Source organism: Sphaerisporangium sp. NBC_01403 (assembly GCF_045040145.1).
GTDB classification, from domain to species: Bacteria; Actinomycetota; Actinomycetes; order Streptosporangiales; family Streptosporangiaceae; genus Sphaerisporangium; species Sphaerisporangium viridialbum.
The window spans coordinates 719,117-737,922 of the sequence record NZ_CP109534.1; the positions used below are offsets into that span (position 1 = coordinate 719,117).

Annotated in this window: 16 protein-coding genes; 6 read left to right on the plus strand and 10 right to left on the minus strand. The window is 67.0% G+C overall.

Going from position 1 to position 18,806, the window contains the following annotated elements; all coding sequences use genetic code 11:
• The first annotated feature begins 198 nt into the window (after positions 1 to 198).
• Entirely contained in the window at positions 199 to 585 is a 387-nt protein-coding gene (locus OG589_RS03080) for a RidA family protein (RefSeq protein WP_405145938.1), read from the plus strand.
• A 233-nt stretch (positions 586 to 818) separates the two neighbouring features.
• Here OG589_RS03080 and OG589_RS03085 read toward each other — a convergent pair whose 3' ends face one another.
• From OG589_RS03085 to OG589_RS03105, 5 genes are all read right to left on the minus strand, one after another.
• A complete protein-coding gene (locus OG589_RS03085; protein ID WP_405145940.1) occupies positions 819 to 1,529 on the minus strand; it encodes an RDD family protein in 711 nt (236 codons plus the stop codon).
• A gap of 321 nt (positions 1,530 to 1,850) precedes the next feature.
• Positions 1,851 to 2,852 carry a LacI family DNA-binding transcriptional regulator gene (locus OG589_RS03090; RefSeq protein WP_405145942.1) on the minus strand — a complete coding sequence of 334 codons (1,002 nt, stop codon included), beginning with the start codon at positions 2,850 to 2,852 and terminating at the stop codon, positions 1,851 to 1,853.
• Positions 2,853 to 2,999: 147 nt separating this feature from the next.
• Positions 3,000 to 3,875, minus strand: a complete 876-nt coding sequence (locus tag OG589_RS03095) for a carbohydrate ABC transporter permease (RefSeq protein ID WP_405145944.1) — start codon at positions 3,873 to 3,875, stop codon at positions 3,000 to 3,002.
• Positions 3,876 to 3,880: 5 nt separating this feature from the next.
• Positions 3,881 to 4,768 (minus strand): carbohydrate ABC transporter permease, encoded by an 888-nt coding sequence (locus tag OG589_RS03100; RefSeq protein WP_405151949.1) that lies wholly within the window; start codon positions 4,766 to 4,768, stop codon positions 3,881 to 3,883.
• A 2-nt stretch (positions 4,769 to 4,770) separates the two neighbouring features.
• Positions 4,771 to 6,087, minus strand: a complete 1,317-nt coding sequence (locus tag OG589_RS03105; RefSeq protein WP_405145946.1) for an ABC transporter substrate-binding protein — start codon at positions 6,085 to 6,087, stop codon at positions 4,771 to 4,773.
• A gap of 208 nt (positions 6,088 to 6,295) precedes the next feature.
• On the opposite strand from OG589_RS03105, the gene OG589_RS03110 reads away from it, so the two are divergent.
• Entirely contained in the window at positions 6,296 to 8,335 is a 2,040-nt protein-coding gene (locus OG589_RS03110) for a beta-galactosidase (RefSeq protein ID WP_405145947.1), read from the plus strand.
• Positions 8,336 to 8,423: 88 nt separating this feature from the next.
• A complete protein-coding gene (locus tag OG589_RS03115) occupies positions 8,424 to 9,521 on the plus strand; it encodes an arabinogalactan endo-beta-1,4-galactanase (RefSeq protein WP_405145949.1) in 1,098 nt (365 codons plus the stop codon).
• Between the two features lie 259 nt (positions 9,522 to 9,780).
• On the opposite strand, the gene OG589_RS03120 is transcribed toward OG589_RS03115, so the two are convergent.
• Positions 9,781 to 10,509, minus strand: a complete 729-nt coding sequence (locus OG589_RS03120) for an arginase family protein (protein WP_405145951.1) — start codon at positions 10,507 to 10,509, stop codon at positions 9,781 to 9,783.
• A gap of 722 nt (positions 10,510 to 11,231) precedes the next feature.
• Here OG589_RS03120 and OG589_RS03125 point away from each other — a divergent pair.
• Together OG589_RS03125 and OG589_RS03130 are read left to right on the plus strand one after the other, a co-directional pair.
• On the plus strand, positions 11,232 to 12,266 hold the full coding sequence (locus OG589_RS03125) for a polysaccharide deacetylase family protein (RefSeq protein WP_405145953.1): 1,035 nt from the start codon (positions 11,232 to 11,234) through the stop codon (positions 12,264 to 12,266).
• A 170-nt stretch (positions 12,267 to 12,436) separates the two neighbouring features.
• Positions 12,437 to 13,438 (plus strand): glycoside hydrolase family 11 protein, encoded by a 1,002-nt coding sequence (locus OG589_RS03130; protein ID WP_405145955.1) that lies wholly within the window; start codon positions 12,437 to 12,439, stop codon positions 13,436 to 13,438.
• Positions 13,439 to 13,532: 94 nt separating this feature from the next.
• On the opposite strand, the gene OG589_RS03135 is transcribed toward OG589_RS03130, so the two are convergent.
• The 3 genes from OG589_RS03135 to OG589_RS03145 all read right to left on the minus strand — a co-directional run bounded on the left by OG589_RS03135 (position 13,533) and on the right by OG589_RS03145 (position 17,335).
• Positions 13,533 to 15,191 carry a M28 family peptidase gene (locus OG589_RS03135; protein WP_405145957.1) on the minus strand — a complete coding sequence of 553 codons (1,659 nt, stop codon included), beginning with the start codon at positions 15,189 to 15,191 and terminating at the stop codon, positions 13,533 to 13,535.
• A 368-nt stretch (positions 15,192 to 15,559) separates the two neighbouring features.
• Positions 15,560 to 16,186: a class I SAM-dependent methyltransferase gene (locus OG589_RS03140; RefSeq protein ID WP_405145959.1), complete on the minus strand. Its 627-nt coding sequence runs from the start codon at positions 16,184 to 16,186 to the stop codon at positions 15,560 to 15,562.
• Positions 16,187 to 16,336: 150 nt separating this feature from the next.
• The gene (locus OG589_RS03145; protein WP_405145961.1) at positions 16,337 to 17,335 is read right to left on the minus strand and encodes an EamA family transporter; all 999 of its coding nucleotides are present in this window, start codon (positions 17,333 to 17,335) and stop codon (positions 16,337 to 16,339) included.
• Between OG589_RS03145 and OG589_RS03150 the strand changes: the two genes are divergently transcribed.
• Positions 17,315 to 17,857: a MarR family winged helix-turn-helix transcriptional regulator gene (locus tag OG589_RS03150; protein WP_405145963.1), complete on the plus strand. Its 543-nt coding sequence runs from the start codon at positions 17,315 to 17,317 to the stop codon at positions 17,855 to 17,857. The two genes, OG589_RS03145 and OG589_RS03150, sit on opposite strands and share 21 nt — an antisense overlap.
• An 83-nt stretch (positions 17,858 to 17,940) precedes the next feature.
• On the opposite strand, the gene OG589_RS03155 is transcribed toward OG589_RS03150, so the two are convergent.
• Positions 17,941 to 18,714, minus strand: coding sequence for a maleylpyruvate isomerase family mycothiol-dependent enzyme (locus OG589_RS03155; protein ID WP_405145965.1), 774 nt, complete (start codon positions 18,712 to 18,714; stop codon positions 17,941 to 17,943).
• Positions 18,715 to 18,806: the final 92 nt, after the last annotated feature.

Here is an 18,806-nt window from a genome sequence, read left to right on the forward strand (position 1 = left end):
ATCTGCTGGCGCCGCCTCGCCCGCTGATCATTGCGTCTGGAGTTCTTTGAGCTCGTGAAGCATTGAACGGAGGGGTGGCGCCGGCAGATCAGAACACGGGAAGGGCGCGGTGGTCATCGGCGAGGATGAATGGAGGCGATCGTCACCCATTGGCAGCGAAGGCTGGCATGATCTTCCTTTATGGCCATGAATCCACAGATGGAGATCGTCACGCACGACCCGACGGACGGGATATACGCCAGCACCAGCGACTATGTGCACGCGGTGGAAGTCCGCAACGTGCAGCGGCTGTTGTTCGTCTCCGGAACGATGGGACTGGACTCTACGGGCGCAGCCGGGGCTACGCTCGACGAACAGCTCGACCTCATTTGGGCCAACCTGCGTGTGATCTTGGCGTCGGCCGGCATGACGGTGGACAACATTGTCCGGCTTACCAGCTACCTGCGTGATGCTTCCTATGCCGAAGCGAATGCGGCGGCCCGGGTGAAGGCGTTGGTCGGCCGTACCGTTCCCACTACGGCGATCGTCGCGCAGACGCTTGTCAGCGACTGGCTGGTGGAGATCGAAGTGGTGGCCGCCGGCTGATTGGAGACTCGGGCTGTCAGGTGGCTGCAGACCGCCGAGAGGACGAAGAAGCAGGCGAGGAGTCCGATGAAGGCTAAGGGCACGACGTCAACCACGAGATGATCGTAGGTCCTGCCGCCACTTCGATGGGGCTCCTATTTGGACGTGATCGGCGCGGGTTGCAGTTCCGCGCCGTACCACCCCGTTCCAGCAAGACCGCTTAAATCACAAACTGCCGGGGCCCTGACGTTCGGTCACACCGAGGGCGGCGCGGCCAGGGAATCCACGTTCTGGCCGCGTGGTGACCATGCGAAATCCGCTGGGGACAACCAGTGCCACAGGCGCAAGATGATCAAGGTCGCGGTGGCCAGGACCACGATGAGCCCGATAAGGAATACGGCGATGTTCGCGAAGATGCGTGATCCAGTCGATCGTGACACCCGGGAACGGATGTCGATCACAATGGTGCCGGTCAAAACGTCGTGCAGGAAGCGCCGCCGGCTGTCCCGAAATATCCACAAGGTGTCCACAAGATAGAACGGGATCCCGATGTAGGGAACGGTACCCAGATAGGGGAACAGAGCAGCCCGCATTCCCACCCGCTTGGTCGTCGGCAGAAGACCGTCATGGGCGACGACTTTGATGTGGCACACCCACTTCCCCAGCGTCTGCCCCCAGAGGACGTGTGAGGGGTAAAAATAGAGACCGAAGATGATATCCATCGCCAACTGGACCGGCCAGAGCGGATCGTCAGCATAGGTGTTGAGGTAGGAGTGGACGCGTTCCAGCCACGTCGGATCGGCGTGCGCCGCCGGCGTGAAAGGCAGCAAGGTGTACCACGCGTAGTAACTCACGGCCATGTAGACGATTCCGAACAGCGTCACGTCGATGAAATAGGCGGCAAAGCGGTGACGCCGCTTGGCAAGGGTCGCTTCCAGTTCAATGTCAGCGACATCAAGGGTCATGCCGTAAGTTTGACATGCATGATCATCGGTAGGGAAGTGGCTGGTAAGTTGAGGCTTGTTCTTCGTCGGCCGACTCCATGATCCGTGAGATATCCGCCGGCCGGGACCTGGTATCCAGCGGCGATTGCGGGGCCCTTGAGTCCGCCATACGGAAATCAAGCTGGAATGCCGTCATCTGGAGGAATCGGCCCCTCGGTCAACGACGCTCGGTTTGCTGAAACATTCAGCATGAGCGTCGGCGGGCCGGGCGAGTAGAGATCGAAGATCTGGTCGATGAGAGCCCGTATTCGAGGTGTGGCCCTTCCGCGGCGGCCGGCGAGGTCAGGCGGATTCTCGGGTGATCAGGCGGGTGGGCAGGACCACCGGGCCGACGTGCTCGGCCCCGTCGATGAGCGCGAGCAGCAGCCGCACGGTCTCCTCGGCCACCTGGGCGAGCGGCTGGCGGACGGTGGTCAGCGGGGGATGGGTGGAGACGGCTACCGAGGAATCGTCGAATCCGCCCACCGCGACGTCGTCGGGCACCCGTCGGCCGGCGGCACGCAGTGCGGCCAGGGCGCCCGCGGCCATCAGGTCGGAGGCCACGAAAACGGCGTCGAGATCGGGGACACGCTGGAGCAGCCGGGCCATGGCGCTCTCCCCGCTGGCCTGGGTCCAGTCGCCGTGCTCGACGAGCTTCTTGGACGCCTTACGGCCTAGCACATCGGCGAATCCTTCCAGGCGCTGGATGCCGCCGGGGGTGTCCATCGGGCCGGTGATGGTGGCGATCTTCCTGCGACCGCGTTCGATCAGGTAGCGGGTCATCTGCCTGGCCCCTTCGCGGTCATCGGCCGCGGCGTAGGGGATCACCTGCTCCCTGCCGATGACCGCGCCCAGTGCGACGGTGGGGACCGCGAGGTCCACCAGGGCATCGATCATGCGGTCGCCGGCGTGCGTGGACAGCAGGAACACGCCGTCGGCGTGGCCGCCGCGCACGTAGCGGACCACCCGGTCGCGGTCGCCGTCGTCCCCGGCCACCATCATGACCAGTGAGATGTCCCGGTCCGCGAGACGCCGGACCGCCGTGCGGATGGTCACGCTGTAGTTGGGGTCCTCGAACAGTTTCTCGTGTGGTTCCGACAGCACCATCACGACCGACCCGGTCCGCTGCGTCACCAGGCTGCGGGCGTTGCGGTTGACGATGTATCCGGTCTCGGCGATCGCGCGGCGCACAGCGGCGTGGGCGGCCGTGCTGACGTACCGGTCGCCGTTGAGCACCCGGGAGACCGTCCCCCGGGACACGCCTGCCGCCGCCGCGACATCGTGGATGGTCGGACGCTTCGCCATGCCCCTATTGTTCCCTCGGCGTGGCCGCGCCAGGGCCGCGGGTGGATGGGCCGACCCGGCAGTGGTGTCCTGTGAACGCCGGTCGCCGGACTGTTGGTTCACGTGCCTCCATTCGCGTCGTGGCCCTGCCATGATCTAGGCCCTGGTCTAGCTTTTCACGGCCCCGCTGGACAGATCGGTACGCCAGTAGCGCTGCATGGTCAGGAACAACGTGATCAGCGGGATGAGCGACAACATTGTGCCCGTGATGATCAGGTTGTACAGCGAGGGCTGGTTGGCTCCCGCTGCCAGAAGCGTGTAGAGGCCGATCGTCAGGGGGAACTTCTGATCGTCGCCCAGCATGATGAACGGCAGCAGGAAATTGTTCCAGATCGCGACGAACTGGAACAGGAAGATCGTCACCATTCCCGGGGTCAGCATCGGCAGGGCCACCTGGCGGAAGAGGCGCCACTCGCCCGCGCCGTCCAGTCGGCCTGCCTCCAGCAGCGAGCCGGGGATCGCGGCCTGTGTGTAGATCCTGGCCAGGTAGATGCCGTACGGATTAAGGATCTGCGGCAGCAGCACCGACCAGTAGGTGTCGGCCAGGCCGATCTTGGAGAACAGAAGGTACTGCGGGATCGCCAGTACGACGGACGGCACCAGGATGCCGCCGATGAGCAGGTTGAAGATGAGATTCCGGCCGGGGAAGTCGTACTTGGCCAGGGTGTACCCGGAGATCGTGGACACCGCGGTCGACAGCACGGCGCCGCCTCCGGCGTACAGGACCGTGTTGAGCAGCCAGAGCCAGAAGACGCCGTCACGGTAGGCGAACAGGTCGGTGAGGTTGGACAGCAGGCCGGTGCCGGGTGCGAAGGTCGAGGTGGAGAACAGCTCGGCCTTCGACTTGGTGGCCGCGACGACCACCCAGGCGACCGGGAACAGGGTGTAGATCGCGCCGAGGACGAGCACAGTGGTCGGCACGATCCCGAACGGCCGGCGCGTCGCAGGGCGGGTGTGGCGGGCGGGCCTGGTCAGGGTGGTCACGGCCGTCACGTCTCCCCGAAGGCGCGGTTTCTCACCACGCGCAGGAAACCGAATGACAGGACGAGGGAGATCGCGGCGATGACCATGGATGTCGCCGCGGCGGAATACAGGTCGCCGGTGACGAACGCGTCGCGGTAGACCTTCATCAGCGGGCTCCAGGTCGAGCTGATCGTGTTCGTCAGCGGCCGCAGCGTGGTCGGCTCGGTGAACACCTGAATGGTCGCGATGACGGAGAATACGGCGGTCAGGATGATCGCCGGAGTCAGCATCGGAATTTTGATCCTCAGCGCGATCTGCAGTTCGCTCGCACCGTCGATCCTGGCCGCCTCGTAGTAGTCGCGGGGCACGGCGCGCAGCGTCGTGTAGAGCACGAGCATGTTGAAGCCGGTGCCGCCCCAGACCGCCACGTTGGCCATCGAGAATGTCACCGCGCCCGCGCTCAGGAAGGGCCGGTCACCGAACGGGCTGAGGCTGGGCAGGTAGAGGAAGCCCCACATCAGCGTCGCCGCGACGCCCGGTACGGCGTACGGAAGGAAGATGGAGATCCGGGTGAGCCGGGCGAATCGAACGTGCTTCGCGTCGAGCATCAGAGCGAACAGCAGGGCGAGTCCCAGCATGAGCGCGAGCACGAGCGCGCCGTAGCCGATGACCCGCAGCCAGCCCGCCCACAGTTCGCCGTCACCGACGGCGGCGGCGTAGTTGCCGAGCCCGGCGAAGATCTCCTTGCGGGCCCCCTTGCCGAGCCCGAGGCCGGAGACTTTGGTCCGCCGCAGGCTCAGGTAGCCGGTGTAGCCGATCGGCACGGCCATGAACAGCAGGAACAGTGCCATGGCCGGGGCGAGGAACAGGTAGGGCACGGCGCTGGGGCGGGCGCCGTCGCTGCGCTCGGCCATGGTCACTGGGCCAGGGTGAAGCCGGACTTGCGCATGTCCGCGACCGTGACGTCCTGCATCGTCTGGACGGCGGCCGGGAAGCCGGACTTGGCGGCGACGGCCTTGTCGAACGCGTCCTTGTAGGCGTTGTACGTCACGTTGACGTCCGGGCCGAAGGTGAAGCCGCGGGCGGTGGCGCCGATCGCGGCCGCCTGCTGCCAGAAGTCGGGCTGGTTGGAGAAGTAGTCGGGCGTGGTGGTGAGCAGCGAGCCGCCCTTGGTGGAGGCGGGATAGATCGCGCCTTCCTTGATGAGCGCCGTGAGGGCCTCAGAGTCGGTGTTCAGCCAGGCGGCGAACTCGGCGGCGGCGGCCTTGTTGGGCGACTTCGCGGCGACGGCGGTGGAGGAGCCGCCCCAGAACCCGCTGTGATTCTCACCGGCGTTCCACTGCGGCAGCGGGGCGAGGGCCCACTTGCCCTTGCCCTTCGGCGCGTTGCTGGACAGCACGCCCGGCCCCCACACGGCCGACGGCCAGGTGAGCAGCGTGCCGTCGTTGAGCGCCTTGTTCCACTCCGGGGTGAAGTACGGCATCGTGTCGATGACGCCCTCCTTCACCAGGCCACCCCAGTAGCCGGCGACCTTCTCGGTGGCCGCGTCGTCGATGGCGACCTTCCAGGCGTCGCCGCTGATCGACCACCACTGGGCCCCCGCCTGCTGGGCGAGCCCGGTGAACCAGCCCGGGTCCTTGCTGGAGAACGTGCCGAGGAACACCTTGGGGTCCTTCTTGCGCACGGTACGGGCCGCCTGGGCGTACTCGTCCCAGGTCTTCGGGACCTCGATGCCGTACTTCTCGAACAGGTCCCGCCGGTAGTAGAGCATCATGGGCCCGCTGTCCTGGGGGACCGCGTAGACGGCGTCGGTGCCGAGGGTGACCAGGCCCCAGATCCCGTCGCCGAATTCGCCCTTGACCTGTGCGGTCTCCGCCTTGATGTCGGCCACGGCGTCGGCGGCGACGAAGGAGGGCAGCATCTGGTATTCGGCCTGGACCAGGTCCGGTGGGTTGCCCGCCTTGGCGGCGGTCAGGAACTTGGCCGCCGCGTCGTCGCCCCCCGCCTGCTTGCTCACCGTCACCTGAATGTCGGGATGGGTCTGGTTCCACACCGCGGCGATCTTGTCCATGCTCGGCACCCAACTCCAGTAGGTCAGCCTGACCGGGCCGGCGGGTGCCACGCTTTTGCCGGTGGCCGGCGAGGACGGCTCGTCGGAGTTGCCCGAGCACGCCGTGAGGAGCGCGGTGGCGAGGATCGCCACCGCCGTCGCTGCTAGCCGGTTCGTGCGCATGTATTCCTCCAGGCGGATGGCGAGGGGATGCCAGAGGCTGCCAATATCTGGGAACGTTCACAGAGTGGGAGATGTGCCCAATGACGTCAATGACCGTTACGTTGTTGTTAACGTGTGGCATCCATCAGGGAAGATATTCGGCACCTTCTCGGGCGATCGGTTGTGCGCTACTGTGCACGTTCACAGAAGAATTGTTTGAGGGGGAGATGTGCCCGGATACCCCGTCCTGCCCGAGGGCCTCGCGTACGGCGGGGACTACAACCCCGAGCAGTGGCCGGAGGAGGTGTGGCGGGAGGATGTCCGCCTGATGCGCGAGGCCGGGGTGAACCTGGTCACGGTGGGCGTCTTCAACTGGGGACTGATCGAGCCAGAGGAGGGCGAGTACGACTTCGCCCGGCTGGACCGGATTCTCGATCTGCTCCACTCGGCGGGAGTCCACGTCGACCTGGCCACCCCCACATCCTCACCGCCCGCGTGGTTCCGGAGCCGCTACCCGGGCAGCCGGTTGGTGGACCGGGAGGGCCGTGTGCTCGGCGGGGGCTCGCGGCACAGCTTCTGCCCGAGTTCGCCCGACTACGCCGTGGCGTCGGAGCGGGTCGTCACGGCCCTGGCCGCCCGGTACGGCCCGCACCCCGCCCTGGCCATGTGGCACGTGCACAACGAGTACGGCTGGGCCAACACACACTGCTACTGCCCGACCTCGGCCACGGCGTTCCGCGCCTGGCTGAGGCACAAGTACGGCGAGATAGGCGCGCTCAACGCCGCCTGGGGCACCACCTTCTGGGGGCTGACCTACGGCTCGTTCGACGAGGTCGAGCCGCCCGCGATGGCGCCCGCCGGCCTCCTCAACGGTCTCCAGCTCGACTTCATGCGCTTCTCCGTCGACGCGCACATCACCTGCTTCCGCAGAGAGCGCGAGGTGATCCGGCGGTACAGCGACCTGCCCGTCACCACGAACTTCATGATCCCGAACTGCAAGCCGATGGACTACTGGCGCTGGGCGGCGGAGGTCGACGTGGTCGCCAACGACCACTACCTCGACGCCGAGCGGGACGACCCGCACATCGGGCTGGCGATGGCCGCCGACCTGACCCGCTCGGTCGCCGGAGGCCGGCCCTGGATGCTGATCGAGCACTCCACCGGCGCGGTCAACTGGCAGCCGCGCAACCTCGCCAAGCGGCCGGGAGAGATGCGCCGCAACAGCCTCGCCCATGTGGCACGCGGGTCCGATTCGGTGCTGTTCTTCCAGTGGCGCGCCTCGCGCTACGGCGCCGAGAAGTTCCACTCGGCCATGCTCCCCCACGCCGGCACCGACTCCCGGATCTGGCGGGACGTGGTGGAGCTGGGCGCCGACCTGCGCAAGCTGGCGTCGTCCCGCGGCTCGCGGGTGGAGGCCGACGTGGCCATCGCATGGGACTGGGAGTCCTACTGGGCGCTCGAGCTGGAGTGGCGCCCCTCGATCGACCTGCGGTTCCGGGAGCGGATGGAGGCCTTCTACGAGGCGTTGTGGCGCGAGCATGTGACCGTCGACTTCGTTCATCCCTCGGCCGACCTGTCCCCGTACAAGCTGGTCCTACTGCCCAGCTCCTATCTGCTCGGCGAGGCTTCGGCCAAGAGCCTGCGCTGCTACGTCGAGGCCGGCGGCCATCTGCTCGTGTCGTACTTCTCCGGCATCGTGGACGAGAACGACACCGTCCACGCCGGCCCGTATCCCGGAGCGCTGCGCGAGGTGCTCGGCGTGTCGGTCGAGGAGTTCCACCCGCTGCGCGAGCACGAGACGGTCACCTTCCGCCCGTCGGCGGGGACACCCTCGCCCGATCCGGATGCCCGGCCGCGACCCACCGGCCGTATCTGGTCCGAGCGCGTGCGCCCGACAGGAGCTCAGGCCCTGCACGACTTCGCCGACGGGCCCGACGCGGGACACCCCGCGGTCACCCGGCACGACCTGGGCGCGGGCGCCGCATGGTACGTCGCCACCGCCCTCGACCCGCGCGGCGACGGCGCCGAGCACGCCCCCGGTCTACGCGGGCTCGTCGCCCTGGCTCTCGACCACGCGGGCGTGTCCCGGCCACGCGACCTCCCCGACACCCTGGAGATCGTACGGCGGGGCGACCACATCTTCCTCATCAACCATGCGGACGAGCCGGCGACGGTCGACGGGGTGACCGGCACGGGAGTGCTCGACGGCGCCCACTACGCCGGGTCGGCGACGGTGCCCGCCGGAGGGGTCACCATCATCCGCACATAGGCGCCCTCGCCCCGCGCGAACCCTGACCACGCGCGGTGCCGAGGGAAACCGGGGGCCGTCCACAACTCCTCTCCTGACCGGAGGAACCATGAAGAAGATCTTGGCGGCGCTGCTCTTGTGCGCCGCCGCGGCTCTGCCCACCGGACAGACGGCGCACGCCGCGTCCGCCGGCTCCCTGAGCATGCTGGGCGCCGACGTCTCCACGGTGCAGCGTGCTCTGGACCTGGGCGCCAAGTACTACGACGCGAGCGGCAACCAGAGGGACCCGCTGGACATCCTCCAGAGCATCGGCGTCAACTACGTCCGCCTGCGCGTCTGGAACAATCCGGCCAGTGGGTACAACAACCGGGCCAAGGTGCTGGCGTACGCCAAGACGGTCAAGGCCAAGGGCCTGAAGCTGCTGATCGACTTCCACTACTCCGACACCTGGGCAGACCCCGGCAAACAGACCAAGCCGGCCGCCTGGTCCAGCCACGGCATCGGCCAGTTGCAGACCGACGTCTACAACTACACCTACGACGTATGCTCCAGCCTCAAGGCGCAGGGCACCACCCCCGACAGCGTGCAGATCGGCAACGAGATCAACGTCGGCATGCTGTGGAACGACGGCAAGGTCATCAACAATGACTTCACCAACCTGAGCCTTCTGCTCAAGGCCGGGTACAACGCGACCAAGGCGTGCAACAGCGGCACACAGGTGGTCATCCATACCGCCGACGCGGACAGCGACACCAACGCCCGCTGGTTCTACGACGGCATCAGAGCCAAGGGCGTGTCCTGGGATATCACCGGCCTGTCGTACTACTGCATGTGGCACGGCACGCTGTCCAACCTGTCCAGCGTCATCTCGGACATGCGGTCCCGCTACGGCAAGCCGGTCATCGTTGCCGAAACGGCGTACCCGTTCACCTCCGCCAACGCGGACTCCACCGGCAACTCGGTCACATCCGGGTGCTCGGGATACGCCCTCACCTGGCAAGGGCAAGGTGCGGAGTTCGCCGCGGTGCAGAACACCGCCCGCGGCGCGGGAGCAATCGGCGTCTTCTACTGGGAGCCCACCTGGTACGCGGTGCCCGGCAACGGCTGGGATCCCGCGAACATCAACGGCAGCGGGGACAGCTGGGACAACATGGCCGTCTTCGACTGGACCGGCCATCTCAACCCGAACGTCAGATGGACCCCCTGAGGGAAGGATCCGTCTCCCGGACCCGGGTGCCCAGCCAGATGGCGACGCGCCCACGTAGGTGCGGCAGCGAGTAGGTGACCCTGCGATCGGCGGCCGCGGCATGCACGGTCGGCAAGACTCCGCCGACAGTGGCGGCGGCCGCCATCGAAACGACGGTTGCGACGAACAGACCGCCTCCCCACCGCATGGTAGAAGACGACCCCTCACCAGACCCTCGACATCCGGGCGGGACTGTACGGTTTCGGCTCTGCCGCGACCGTCAGCGCGTCAGCACGGCCCCCAGCCGGCGGATCACCTCGGCCTCGCCGGGGTTGACGTCGTCGCTGGATGGCGCGTGTTCGGTGATGGCTGCCCCGATGATGTCGTCCACCTGGGAGACGAGGTCGATCAGTCGCTGCGGCTGCACGCCGTTCGGCTCCGGGTAGCAGGTCGCGCCGAAAGCGGTGGGCTCCAGGACGTCCAGGTCGATGTGTACGTACACGGGGCCGCGTAGACCGTCCAGCACGCGCTCCAGGTCGTCGACGCCGTACCTGCGCAGGCCGGTCTTCGCGAGGTACTCGTGCTCGGACACGTCGCCCGCCCGCTCTCCGGCGATGATCACTTGCTGTGGTGCCAGCGGCTGCTCCGGCGTGAGGCCTGCCGGCCCGTCTCCGAGCAGCGCGCGCACCACCATCGCGTGGAAGGCACCTGATGGCAGGGACTGCGGGCTGTAGACGTCCGGGTGCGCGTCGATCCACAGCACCGTCAAAGCGTCCCCATAGCGAGCGTGGGCAGCGGCGATAGGCGGGATGTCGACCGCGCAGTCGCCGCCGATGGTGATCACCCGGTCGTCGATGCCGGCCAGTGCCTTCCGCGTCAGCCGCTGGTTCTCCACGAGCGCGTCGAACGCGCGGATCCCGGCGACCTTTTCCCCACCGGTATCAAGCACCGGCACGGTCACCACCACGTCGGCCGGAACGAGCTCGGCGGCGCGGCGAGCACCGGCCATCAGCCGCGGCGCCTTGCTCGACGCCGAACCTTGCCATTGTGGTACGCAGAGCACAGTCGTCATGCGGCGACACTACGAGACGCCAGAATTAAAGGTCTAGGTCGTTCTCATGCTTTCATCAACGGCGAGTCCACCCATGATCGAAGCCATCGCTGCCTCCATCGCCGGCCTTCGTCCGAGGCGGAACGTAAGACAGTTGCATGACGGCGGTCAACGCCTGTGTCCAATGTGCGAGTGCGTGATCTCCACTGGACCGGACAAAACCGGAGCTCACGTAAGCTTCGGCAGGAGCCGGCTGCGCTGAAACTTTCTGAGAAGTGAAGAAACTTTTAGCTCCGCAACGGTCGATCCTGTGGCCGGTCGGTGTCCACCATGGTGGCGACCATCTCGCTTCCGCTCAGGCGGTCGACATCCGCTGGATGCTGGAGGAGCCGCAGTTCAGACTCTCGGCGCCCTGTACCCGATCTCCGGCAAGCGCATCCACAAGGCCATGTGGCCCACCTCACCGCCCGACCCTGGGTCGCTTGACCCTACGCCAGTTTCGAAATATTTCGGGCGCTTCATCCGACTTTCACGAGGTCAAGCCGTGCTTAAACGGTTAATCCGTCTGAAATATTTCGTCATCTGATTGACATGTTTCGGTGAAGTACGCAGAATTGCGCACAGGCCGGCCTCCGCACACATGCCACCTCGACGATCAGTGTTCCAGTGGAGGTACAGACATGATCGACAGCGCCATCCCGCACGGCAGGACCCGCGACCGCCTGTCCGGCGTTCGCAAGGCTCTCATCGCCGGCGTGGCCGGCATCCTGGGCGCGACCTTCTTCGTGGGCCTGTCGTCCTCTGCCAGCGCCGCGGACTGTAGCGCCGGCTACGTCGGCCTCACCTACGACGACGGCCCGAACCCGAGCAACACCAACAACCTGCTGAACACCCTCAAGTCGAACGGCCTGCGGGCAACGTTCTTCAACATCGGGCAGAACGCGCAGAACAACCAGGCACTGGTCAGGGCCCAGCAGGACGCCGGCATGTGGATCGGCAACCACAGCTACACCCACCCGCACCTGACCCAGATGAGCAGCTCGCAGATCCAGTCGGAGCTCCAGCGGACCCAGCAGGCCATCCAGCAGGCCACCGGGACCGCGCCGAAGCTGTTCCGCCCGCCGTACGGGGAGACCAACGGCACGCTCAAGTCGGTCGAGCAGCAGCTCGGCCTCACCGAGATCATCTGGGACGTCGACTCCCAGGACTGGAACGGCGCCAGCACGGCCCAGATCGTGCAGGCGGCGGGCCGGCTGCAGAACGGTCAGGTCATCCTCATGCACGACCAGTACGCGACGACAGTCCAGGCGATTCCGCAGATCGCCGCGAACCTGCGCAGCCGCAACCTGTGCGCCGGCATGATCTCCCCTGCCACCGGCAGGGCCGTCGCGCCCACCGACGGCGGGGGCGGCGGCGGTACCCCGCCTCCGTCCAGCCCTCCGCCCGGCGGCAGCTGCACCGCGTCGCTGTCCGCGGGTCAGCAGTGGAGTGACCGGTACAACCTCAACGTCTCGGTCAGCGGCTCGAGCAACTGGACCGTGACGATGAACGTGCCGTCCCCGGCCAAGATCATCGCCACCTGGAGCATCAGCGCCAGCTACCCCAGCGCCCAGGTGCTGACCGCCAAGCCCAACGGCAACGGCAACAACTGGGGCGTGACCATCCAGACCAACGGCAACTGGACCTGGCCGACGGTCTCCTGCCGGGTCGGCTGATCCCTACCCGGCCCACCCGGCACACCGCCCGGCGGACTGACATGCCGCCCGGCCAAGAACGTGGCGTGGCGATCTCCTGGGGCTCGCCACGCCGCACCGGCCAACCCCCCGCCGGGTCGTATCACGCTGCCTGATCTCCCGGCCGGCCTTCACAAGGAGGAAGCACGCACATGAACGACGCACTCGCCCACCCGCAGAGCCGCAGACGCGGCCGCACCAGGCTGCTCATCGGCCGTGCCTGCGCCGTAGCGCTGGCCGCGGCCATAACGATGCTGCCCGGCACCGCCAACGCGGCCATAACCTCCAGTCAAACCGGCACCAACAACGGCTACTTCTATTCATTCTGGACCGATGGCGGCGGGTCGTCCTCCATGGACCTGGGATCCGGCGGCAATTACAGCACCTCATGGAGCAACGTCGGGAATTTCGTTGCCGGCAAGGGCTGGAGCACCGGCGGACGTAGGACCGTGAACTACTCAGGCAGCTTCAATCCGTCCGGCAATGCATATCTGGCTCTCTATGGGTGGACGAGAAACCCACTCGTGGAATATTACATCGTCGACAACTGGGGCACTTATCGGCCCACGGGAACGTACAAGGGCACGGTCACCAGCGATGGCGGCACGTACGACATCTACCAGACGACGCGAACCAACGCCCCCTCCATCGAAGGCACTAGAACCTTCAATCAGTACTGGAGCGTCCGGCAGTCGAAGAAAACGGGCGGAACCATAACCACTGGCAACCACTTCGACGCATGGGCCCGTAATGGAATGAATCTGGGCAGCCATGACTACATGATCCTCGCAACAGAGGGATACCAAAGCAGCGGGAACTCCAACATAACGGTGGACAGCTCCTCCGGCGGCGGCGGCGGCGGTGGTGGTGGCGGTGGCGGCGGTGGCGGCAGCTGCACCGCGTCGCTGTCCGCAGGTCAGCAGTGGAGTGACCGGTACAACCTCAACGTCTCGGTCAGCGGCTCGAGCAACTGGACCGTGACGATGAACGTGCCGTCCCCGGCCAAGATCATCGCCACCTGGAACATCAGCGCCAGCTACCCCAGCGCCCAGGTGCTGACCGCCAAGCCCAACGGCAACGGCAACAACTGGGGCGTGACCATCCAGACCAACGGCAACTGGACCTGGCCGACCGTCTCCTGCAGCGCGAGCTGACCCGAACACCCGAAACACCGCACCTGTGGCGCGACGGCCCACGGCCGCCGCGCCACACTGCGGTTCGCTGTATCGCTCAGGTTCGGAGCTTCGCTCAGACGGTGATGCTCCACGTGTCGAGGAAGCCTGTGTCGAGCCGGTAGTTGTCGGTCACCTGCAGCGTCCAGGTTCCGGAGGCCTGCTGGGTGACCGGGACCGAGTAGGTGCGGGTGCCGTAGGAGGTGCAGGATGTGCCACCACTGCTGTCGATGGTGTAGTACGTCCCGCTCGGGCCGCGCAGGCGGATCTGCAGGTCCTCGGCACAAGTGTGCGAGATCGTCACGCTCACCCGGACCGGCGACACGGCGCTGCCGGTCGCGGTCGAGGTGACCGAGCTGTTGATCGTCGCCAAGTCGTTGATCGTGAAGTTGGTGTCGTTGGTGAACGTCCGGTTTCCGCCCACGCCGCTGACCGTCAGCGTCCATGTCGTGGTGCGGGTCGCGGTCTCACCGGTGCCCGTGATGGTGACGGTGTAGGTGCCGTTCGGCGTCGACGCCGAGGTGGAGAGCGTGAGCGTCGAGGAGCCGCCCGAGGTCACCGAGGCCGGGTTGAAGTTCGCCGTGGTGCCGCTCGGCAGCCCGGACGCCGTCGTGAGGTTCACCGTCTGCGCGGCGCCCGACGTCGTCGTGGTGTTGATCGTGGTCGTGACCGGCTGGCCCGCCTGCACGGAGCCCGACGCGGGGCTGGCGTTGATCGAGAAGTCCCTGCCAGTGGGGGTGCCCACTGCCTGGGTCCAGATCGCGTACGCCAGGGCGTCGCCCGACCGGTCCAGGACGGTGTCGTTGATGTTGGCCGTGGTGTCGCACGACCGGTGGTAGCAGGAGTCGTACGCCCCTCCCGCAGTGCCGCCCCACTTGGCGGCCTGCGCCGAGGTCTTGGTGGCGCTGGCACCGGCCGCGACACCGGAGGTGGCGATGCCCGCGTTGCGGAAGGAGGCGTCGTCGGAGCGGTTGGCGCCCTCGGTGTTCTCCTCCGGCTGGAGGCCGAGGTTGGTGTAGAACGCGCGCAGGTCGGCGGCGGCCGTGGTGGTGATGTTGTTGATGAAGTAGCCGCCGTTGGGAGAGCCGACCATGTCGAAGTTGAGGTACTGCTTGATCTTGGAACGATCGGTCGAGCTGAGCGAGTTGACGTAGGCGCGAGAGCCGAGAAGTCCCTGCTCCTCGTCGCTCCACCAGCCGAACCGCACGTGCTTGGTCATCGTCGGGCGCTGCGCGGCCAGGGTCAGCGCGACCTCCAGCAGCATCGACGACCCTGAGCCGTTGTCGTTGATGCCGGGACCCGCCGAGACGCTGTCCAGGTGGGCGCCGGACATGATGACCTGGTTCTCGTCCCCGCCCGGCCAGTCGGCGATCAGATTGGGCCCGGAGCCGCTGGTGCAACCCGGCGTGCAGGTCACGCGCCGGGTGGTGTAGCCGGCGGCCTGCAGTTTCTGCTCGACGTAGGAGAGCGATGCGGTGTAGCCGGCGGTGGTCGACCTGCGGGTGCCGCCGTTGGAGTTGGCGATGCTCTGCAGTTGGCTGAGGTGGGCCTTGATGTTCGGCAGGCTGATGTCGGGGGGCGCCAGGGCGGCGAGGGGGGCACTCTGGGGCGCGCTGAGGGATGCGTTATGCCGGGTGCTCCCCGGCGGCGCCTGCGCGGTCGCGGGGGTCGCGGACGCGACCAGGCCCATCAGGGCCATGGCGACGGTCGCGGTGAGGACAGCTGTGCGCCTCATGTGCGTTTTCCTTTCTCGGCATCCCACTTCCGCGCTTTCGCCGTGTACGCGGGCAGCGCTCATCGCGCCGTCACGAATCGCTGGACGGCGCGATGATGTGGGACTGGGGGTGTGGAGAAATGAATGCTCACACGCCGGATACGCCGGCCGGTGGCTGAGGCGGCCGAGACTCATCCGGCACCGAATGACTCCCAGGGCCGGGAGCGGCGTTACACCGTCAGGACGGGTACGACATGGTATGACGCTCCTGACCTCGTCGTGATGGGCGAATCGACTTGTGCGTGACGGTATGGCCACCGGAAGGCGCAGTACATACGTAGCGACATCCGTACATGTACCGAAAAATCATTCCCGTGCGACCTGGCAGGTCATGGCCGGACGGCCAGCACCCGGAAGCTGATGCCGCGTGTCATCCGGGACACCGACTCGATCTGGAAACCGGCCTGCTCCAGGAACGGCCGGGGATCGCGGGTGAGGTAGTCGGCTTCGAACCGCACGAACACCGGTTCCACCAACCGCATCCCAGCCCGGATGATCGGGTTGCTTGACGGCCCATGCTCGGCGAGCACGAACCGCCCGCCCGGCTTGAGCACGCGGTAGGCCTCGCGCGCCGCGGCCGCTGGGTCCGGGATGGTGCACATCGTGAACGTGGACAGTACGGTGTCCGCGATGCCGTCGGGCAACTCCAGGCGCTGCACATCGCCCTGCCGCAGCTCCACCCGCTCGCCGAGGCCGGCCCGCGCCACCCGCCGCCGCGCCAGTTCCAGCATGCGCTCGGACAGCTCGATCCCGACCACCGTGACGCCGGCGTCGTACAGCGGCAGGTTGAGCCCGGTGCCGGCCGCGATCTCCACGATATGGCCGCGCGCCTGCCCGACGGCCCACTCCCGGCTGCCCGGAAACAGGCGCCGCTCCCAGGCCCGCATCTGGTCGTCATACCGATCCGCGACCCGGTCGAACACCTGGCGCACGTCGGCATCCGTGGTAACCCGCATCGAGTGACCTTTCTGGACTCCGTGCATCATTTCACCACATGAGGCGGGCGGAAGATCGGACGATGCTCCCCTGGTTGCCACTCTTGGGATTGGCGTAGAGAAGCCACTGGGCGGATGGGATGAGGCCAGTGCTCGCGGAGCGCGTCGACGCTACGGCCGAACGCCAGGCGCCGAGCAGGAGCATGCCTCAGCAGGGGGACGGCCACGATCGGGACGCCGGGCTCTGACGAGCGTGATGAGGCGAGCCGTGAAAGGCTGGCCGAAAAGGATCCCGAGGAAGACCAGTGCGAGTCCGCAGATCTGTTGAGCGGCGAGCGTTTCACCGGCGGCCACGGTGCCGAGCAGGACACCGGTCATCGGGTTGAGTAACCCGATGAGCCCCACCGTCCCAGCGCTCAGGTGCCGCAGTCCCGTGAACCAGGCGGCGAAGGCGAGAGCGGTCGCGACGACCGTGACATAGCCGAAGCCGATCAACGCGGGTCCGTCCAGGGCGGGCGGTGATCCCTCCGCCGCGACCGCGACCGGCAACAGGACCAGTCCGCCGGCGATGAGCTGCCAGGAAGTCAGCGAGAAGACATCGACGTCCGCGCTCCACTTCTTGGCGAGCACGTAGCCGAGGGACGACATCGCCATGGCCATGATGGAAGCGAATACACCGGAGGCGTTCACGGTGCTCGCGCCGTTCAGCAGCATGAGGCAGACGCCCCCGATGCCGACAGCGGCTCCGGTCATGTGCGTCGTGCGCGGGCGCTCGGAAAGCGCCGCCCAGGCGAACAGCATCATCACGATCGGCGAGGTCGCCATGATCGTCGACGCGATGCTCGTCGGAAGCGTCTGCGCCGCCAGATAGACCAGTGCGAAGAACGCGCTCATGTTCATGGTGCCGAGGACCAGCGATTTCCACCACCATGACCCCTGGGGAAGCCTCCTGTGCACAAGGAGGAGCAGCAGACCCGCCGGCAGCGCCCGGATCGCCGCCCCGTACAGCGGGTATTCGGCCGGCAGGAACCGATGGGTGACGAAATAGGTAGTGCCCCACGCCACGGGTGCGATCGCGGTGACAGGCACCCACCGGAGATTAGCTTCCATGGAAGCTAATATAGCTTCCATGGAAGCTATAGTGGAGTTGTGAGTGAGCGCCTCGACCATGTCGCCCGCATCCAGCAGGCCTGGGCCCGTGAACGACCCGACGTGGATGTGCGGCCCCAAGGTGTGATCGGACGGCTGCACCGCGTCGCCGACCACCTCACCGAACAGCTTTGTGTCGTCTACCGGCGCTATGGGCTCGGGGAGGGGGAGTTCGATGTGCTCGCCACCCTCCGGCGCGCCGGTGAGCCCTTCGAACGTGCGCCCGGAGAGCTCGCCGCGTTCACCATGGTCACCACGGGGGCCATGACCAAACGCATCGACCGGCTCGAACGCGACGGGCTGGTCACGCGCCGTCCCAGCACGAGCGATCGCCGCGCACGTGTCGTCGCACTCACCGATGCCGGCAGGGAGCTGATCGACCAGGCGTTCAGCGAGCACATGCGCAATGAACGCCGGCTCCTCGACCACCTGACGCCGGAAGAGGCGGCGCAGCTCGAATCGCTTCTCACCACCTGGCTCGCGTGCTTCGAGACACCGCGCCAGACGGAGAACCGGGCGACGCGGCCATCCGACATGCAGTGACCACCTGGCCGACCGGCGTCAGGCGCCCGGCCTCAACGTCGATTCGACATGCACCATGGGCCGGGCACCGACTCGGCGAGGGGTCACTGCGTCGCGGCGGTTCGCAGCGCGTGGAACTGCTTCAGCAGGGCATCGTCGCCGGAGACGCGCACGGAGGCGTCGTCGCCACGGTTCCAGAGCCAGAGCAGGAGCGGGACCGCGTCCCCGCTCACCAGCGCGTCCCCCTCGAAACCGGTGGCCGCGTCCTTCACGTCCACATGGCCGGGCTGGGCGCCCTTGCCGGCGATGGCCGTCAGCGTCCAGGCGTGGTGGCTCGTGGAGATCGAGAGCGGGCGCTCGTCCGGGGCGTCGAGAAGGGTGCCGAAGTCGTCCAGCCAGCTGGTGCTCCCGTAGCCGACGAACAGCTTCAGGACCTCGTCGATGCCGTCGAAGGCGAGATCGTCCGGGACGGGGGACACCGGACGCCCCGCCGCGAGCTCGGCGTCGATGCGGTGGATCACCGTCTCCTGGGCCATGCGGCGGATCCAGAAGCCGACGGTCTGATCGGGTTCGTGCCACGTGGCCGCGTGGTCGGCGGGGGAGTGCGCCGAGAACTGCCCGGTCAGCATGGCGTAGGTCCTGTCGAGCGAGGTCACGGGATCGGGGTCGAGCACGCCGGGCGGCCACTCTTCGGGGAAGGCCCCGAGCCGGATGCACTCGGCCTTGTGCAGGTAGACCTCGGCGACATGCCGCGCGAGCTCTCCGACGGACCAGTCGGGGCAGGATGGCACGCGTGCTGACGGATCGGTGCCGGCGACGGCGGCACGCAGCAGAGCGAAGTCGTCATCGAGACAGCTGAGAAGCCGGGAGAAGTCCATCCGCCCATCGAACCAGTCTTCCCCCGCTCACCTGTAATCAATTTCCTCTCCGCCGGACTCGCCGGACTCGCCGGAAGCCGGAGCGCCCCGCC

Excerpts from the sequence above, each read along its gene's own strand:
- OG589_RS03105 (WP_405145946.1), bottom strand. The coding sequence starts at position 6,087 with ATGCGCACGAACCGGCTAGCAGCGACGGCGGTGGCGATCCTCGCCACC.
- OG589_RS03130 (WP_405145955.1), top strand. The coding sequence starts at position 12,437 with ATGAACGACGCACTCGCCCACCCGCAGAGCCGCAGACGCGGCCGCACC.
- OG589_RS03135 (WP_405145957.1), bottom strand. The coding sequence starts at position 15,191 with ATGAGGCGCACAGCTGTCCTCACCGCGACCGTCGCCATGGCCCTGATG.
- OG589_RS03080 (WP_405145938.1), top strand. The coding sequence starts at position 199 with ATGGAGATCGTCACGCACGACCCGACGGACGGGATATACGCCAGCACC.
- OG589_RS03090 (WP_405145942.1), bottom strand. The coding sequence starts at position 2,852 with ATGGCGAAGCGTCCGACCATCCACGATGTCGCGGCGGCGGCAGGCGTG.
- OG589_RS03140 (WP_405145959.1), bottom strand. The coding sequence starts at position 16,186 with ATGCGGGTTACCACGGATGCCGACGTGCGCCAGGTGTTCGACCGGGTC.
- OG589_RS03155 (WP_405145965.1), bottom strand. The coding sequence starts at position 18,714 with ATGGACTTCTCCCGGCTTCTCAGCTGTCTCGATGACGACTTCGCTCTG.
- OG589_RS03085 (WP_405145940.1), bottom strand. The coding sequence starts at position 1,529 with ATGACCCTTGATGTCGCTGACATTGAACTGGAAGCGACCCTTGCCAAG.
- OG589_RS03115 (WP_405145949.1), top strand. The coding sequence starts at position 8,424 with ATGAAGAAGATCTTGGCGGCGCTGCTCTTGTGCGCCGCCGCGGCTCTG.
- OG589_RS03100 (WP_405151949.1), bottom strand. The coding sequence starts at position 4,768 with ATGGCCGAGCGCAGCGACGGCGCCCGCCCCAGCGCCGTGCCCTACCTG.
- OG589_RS03120 (WP_405145951.1), bottom strand. The coding sequence starts at position 10,509 with ATGGCCGGTGCTCGCCGCGCCGCCGAGCTCGTTCCGGCCGACGTGGTG.
- OG589_RS03145 (WP_405145961.1), bottom strand. The coding sequence starts at position 17,335 with ATGGTCGAGGCGCTCACTCACAACTCCACTATAGCTTCCATGGAAGCT.
- OG589_RS03125 (WP_405145953.1), top strand. The coding sequence starts at position 11,232 with ATGATCGACAGCGCCATCCCGCACGGCAGGACCCGCGACCGCCTGTCC.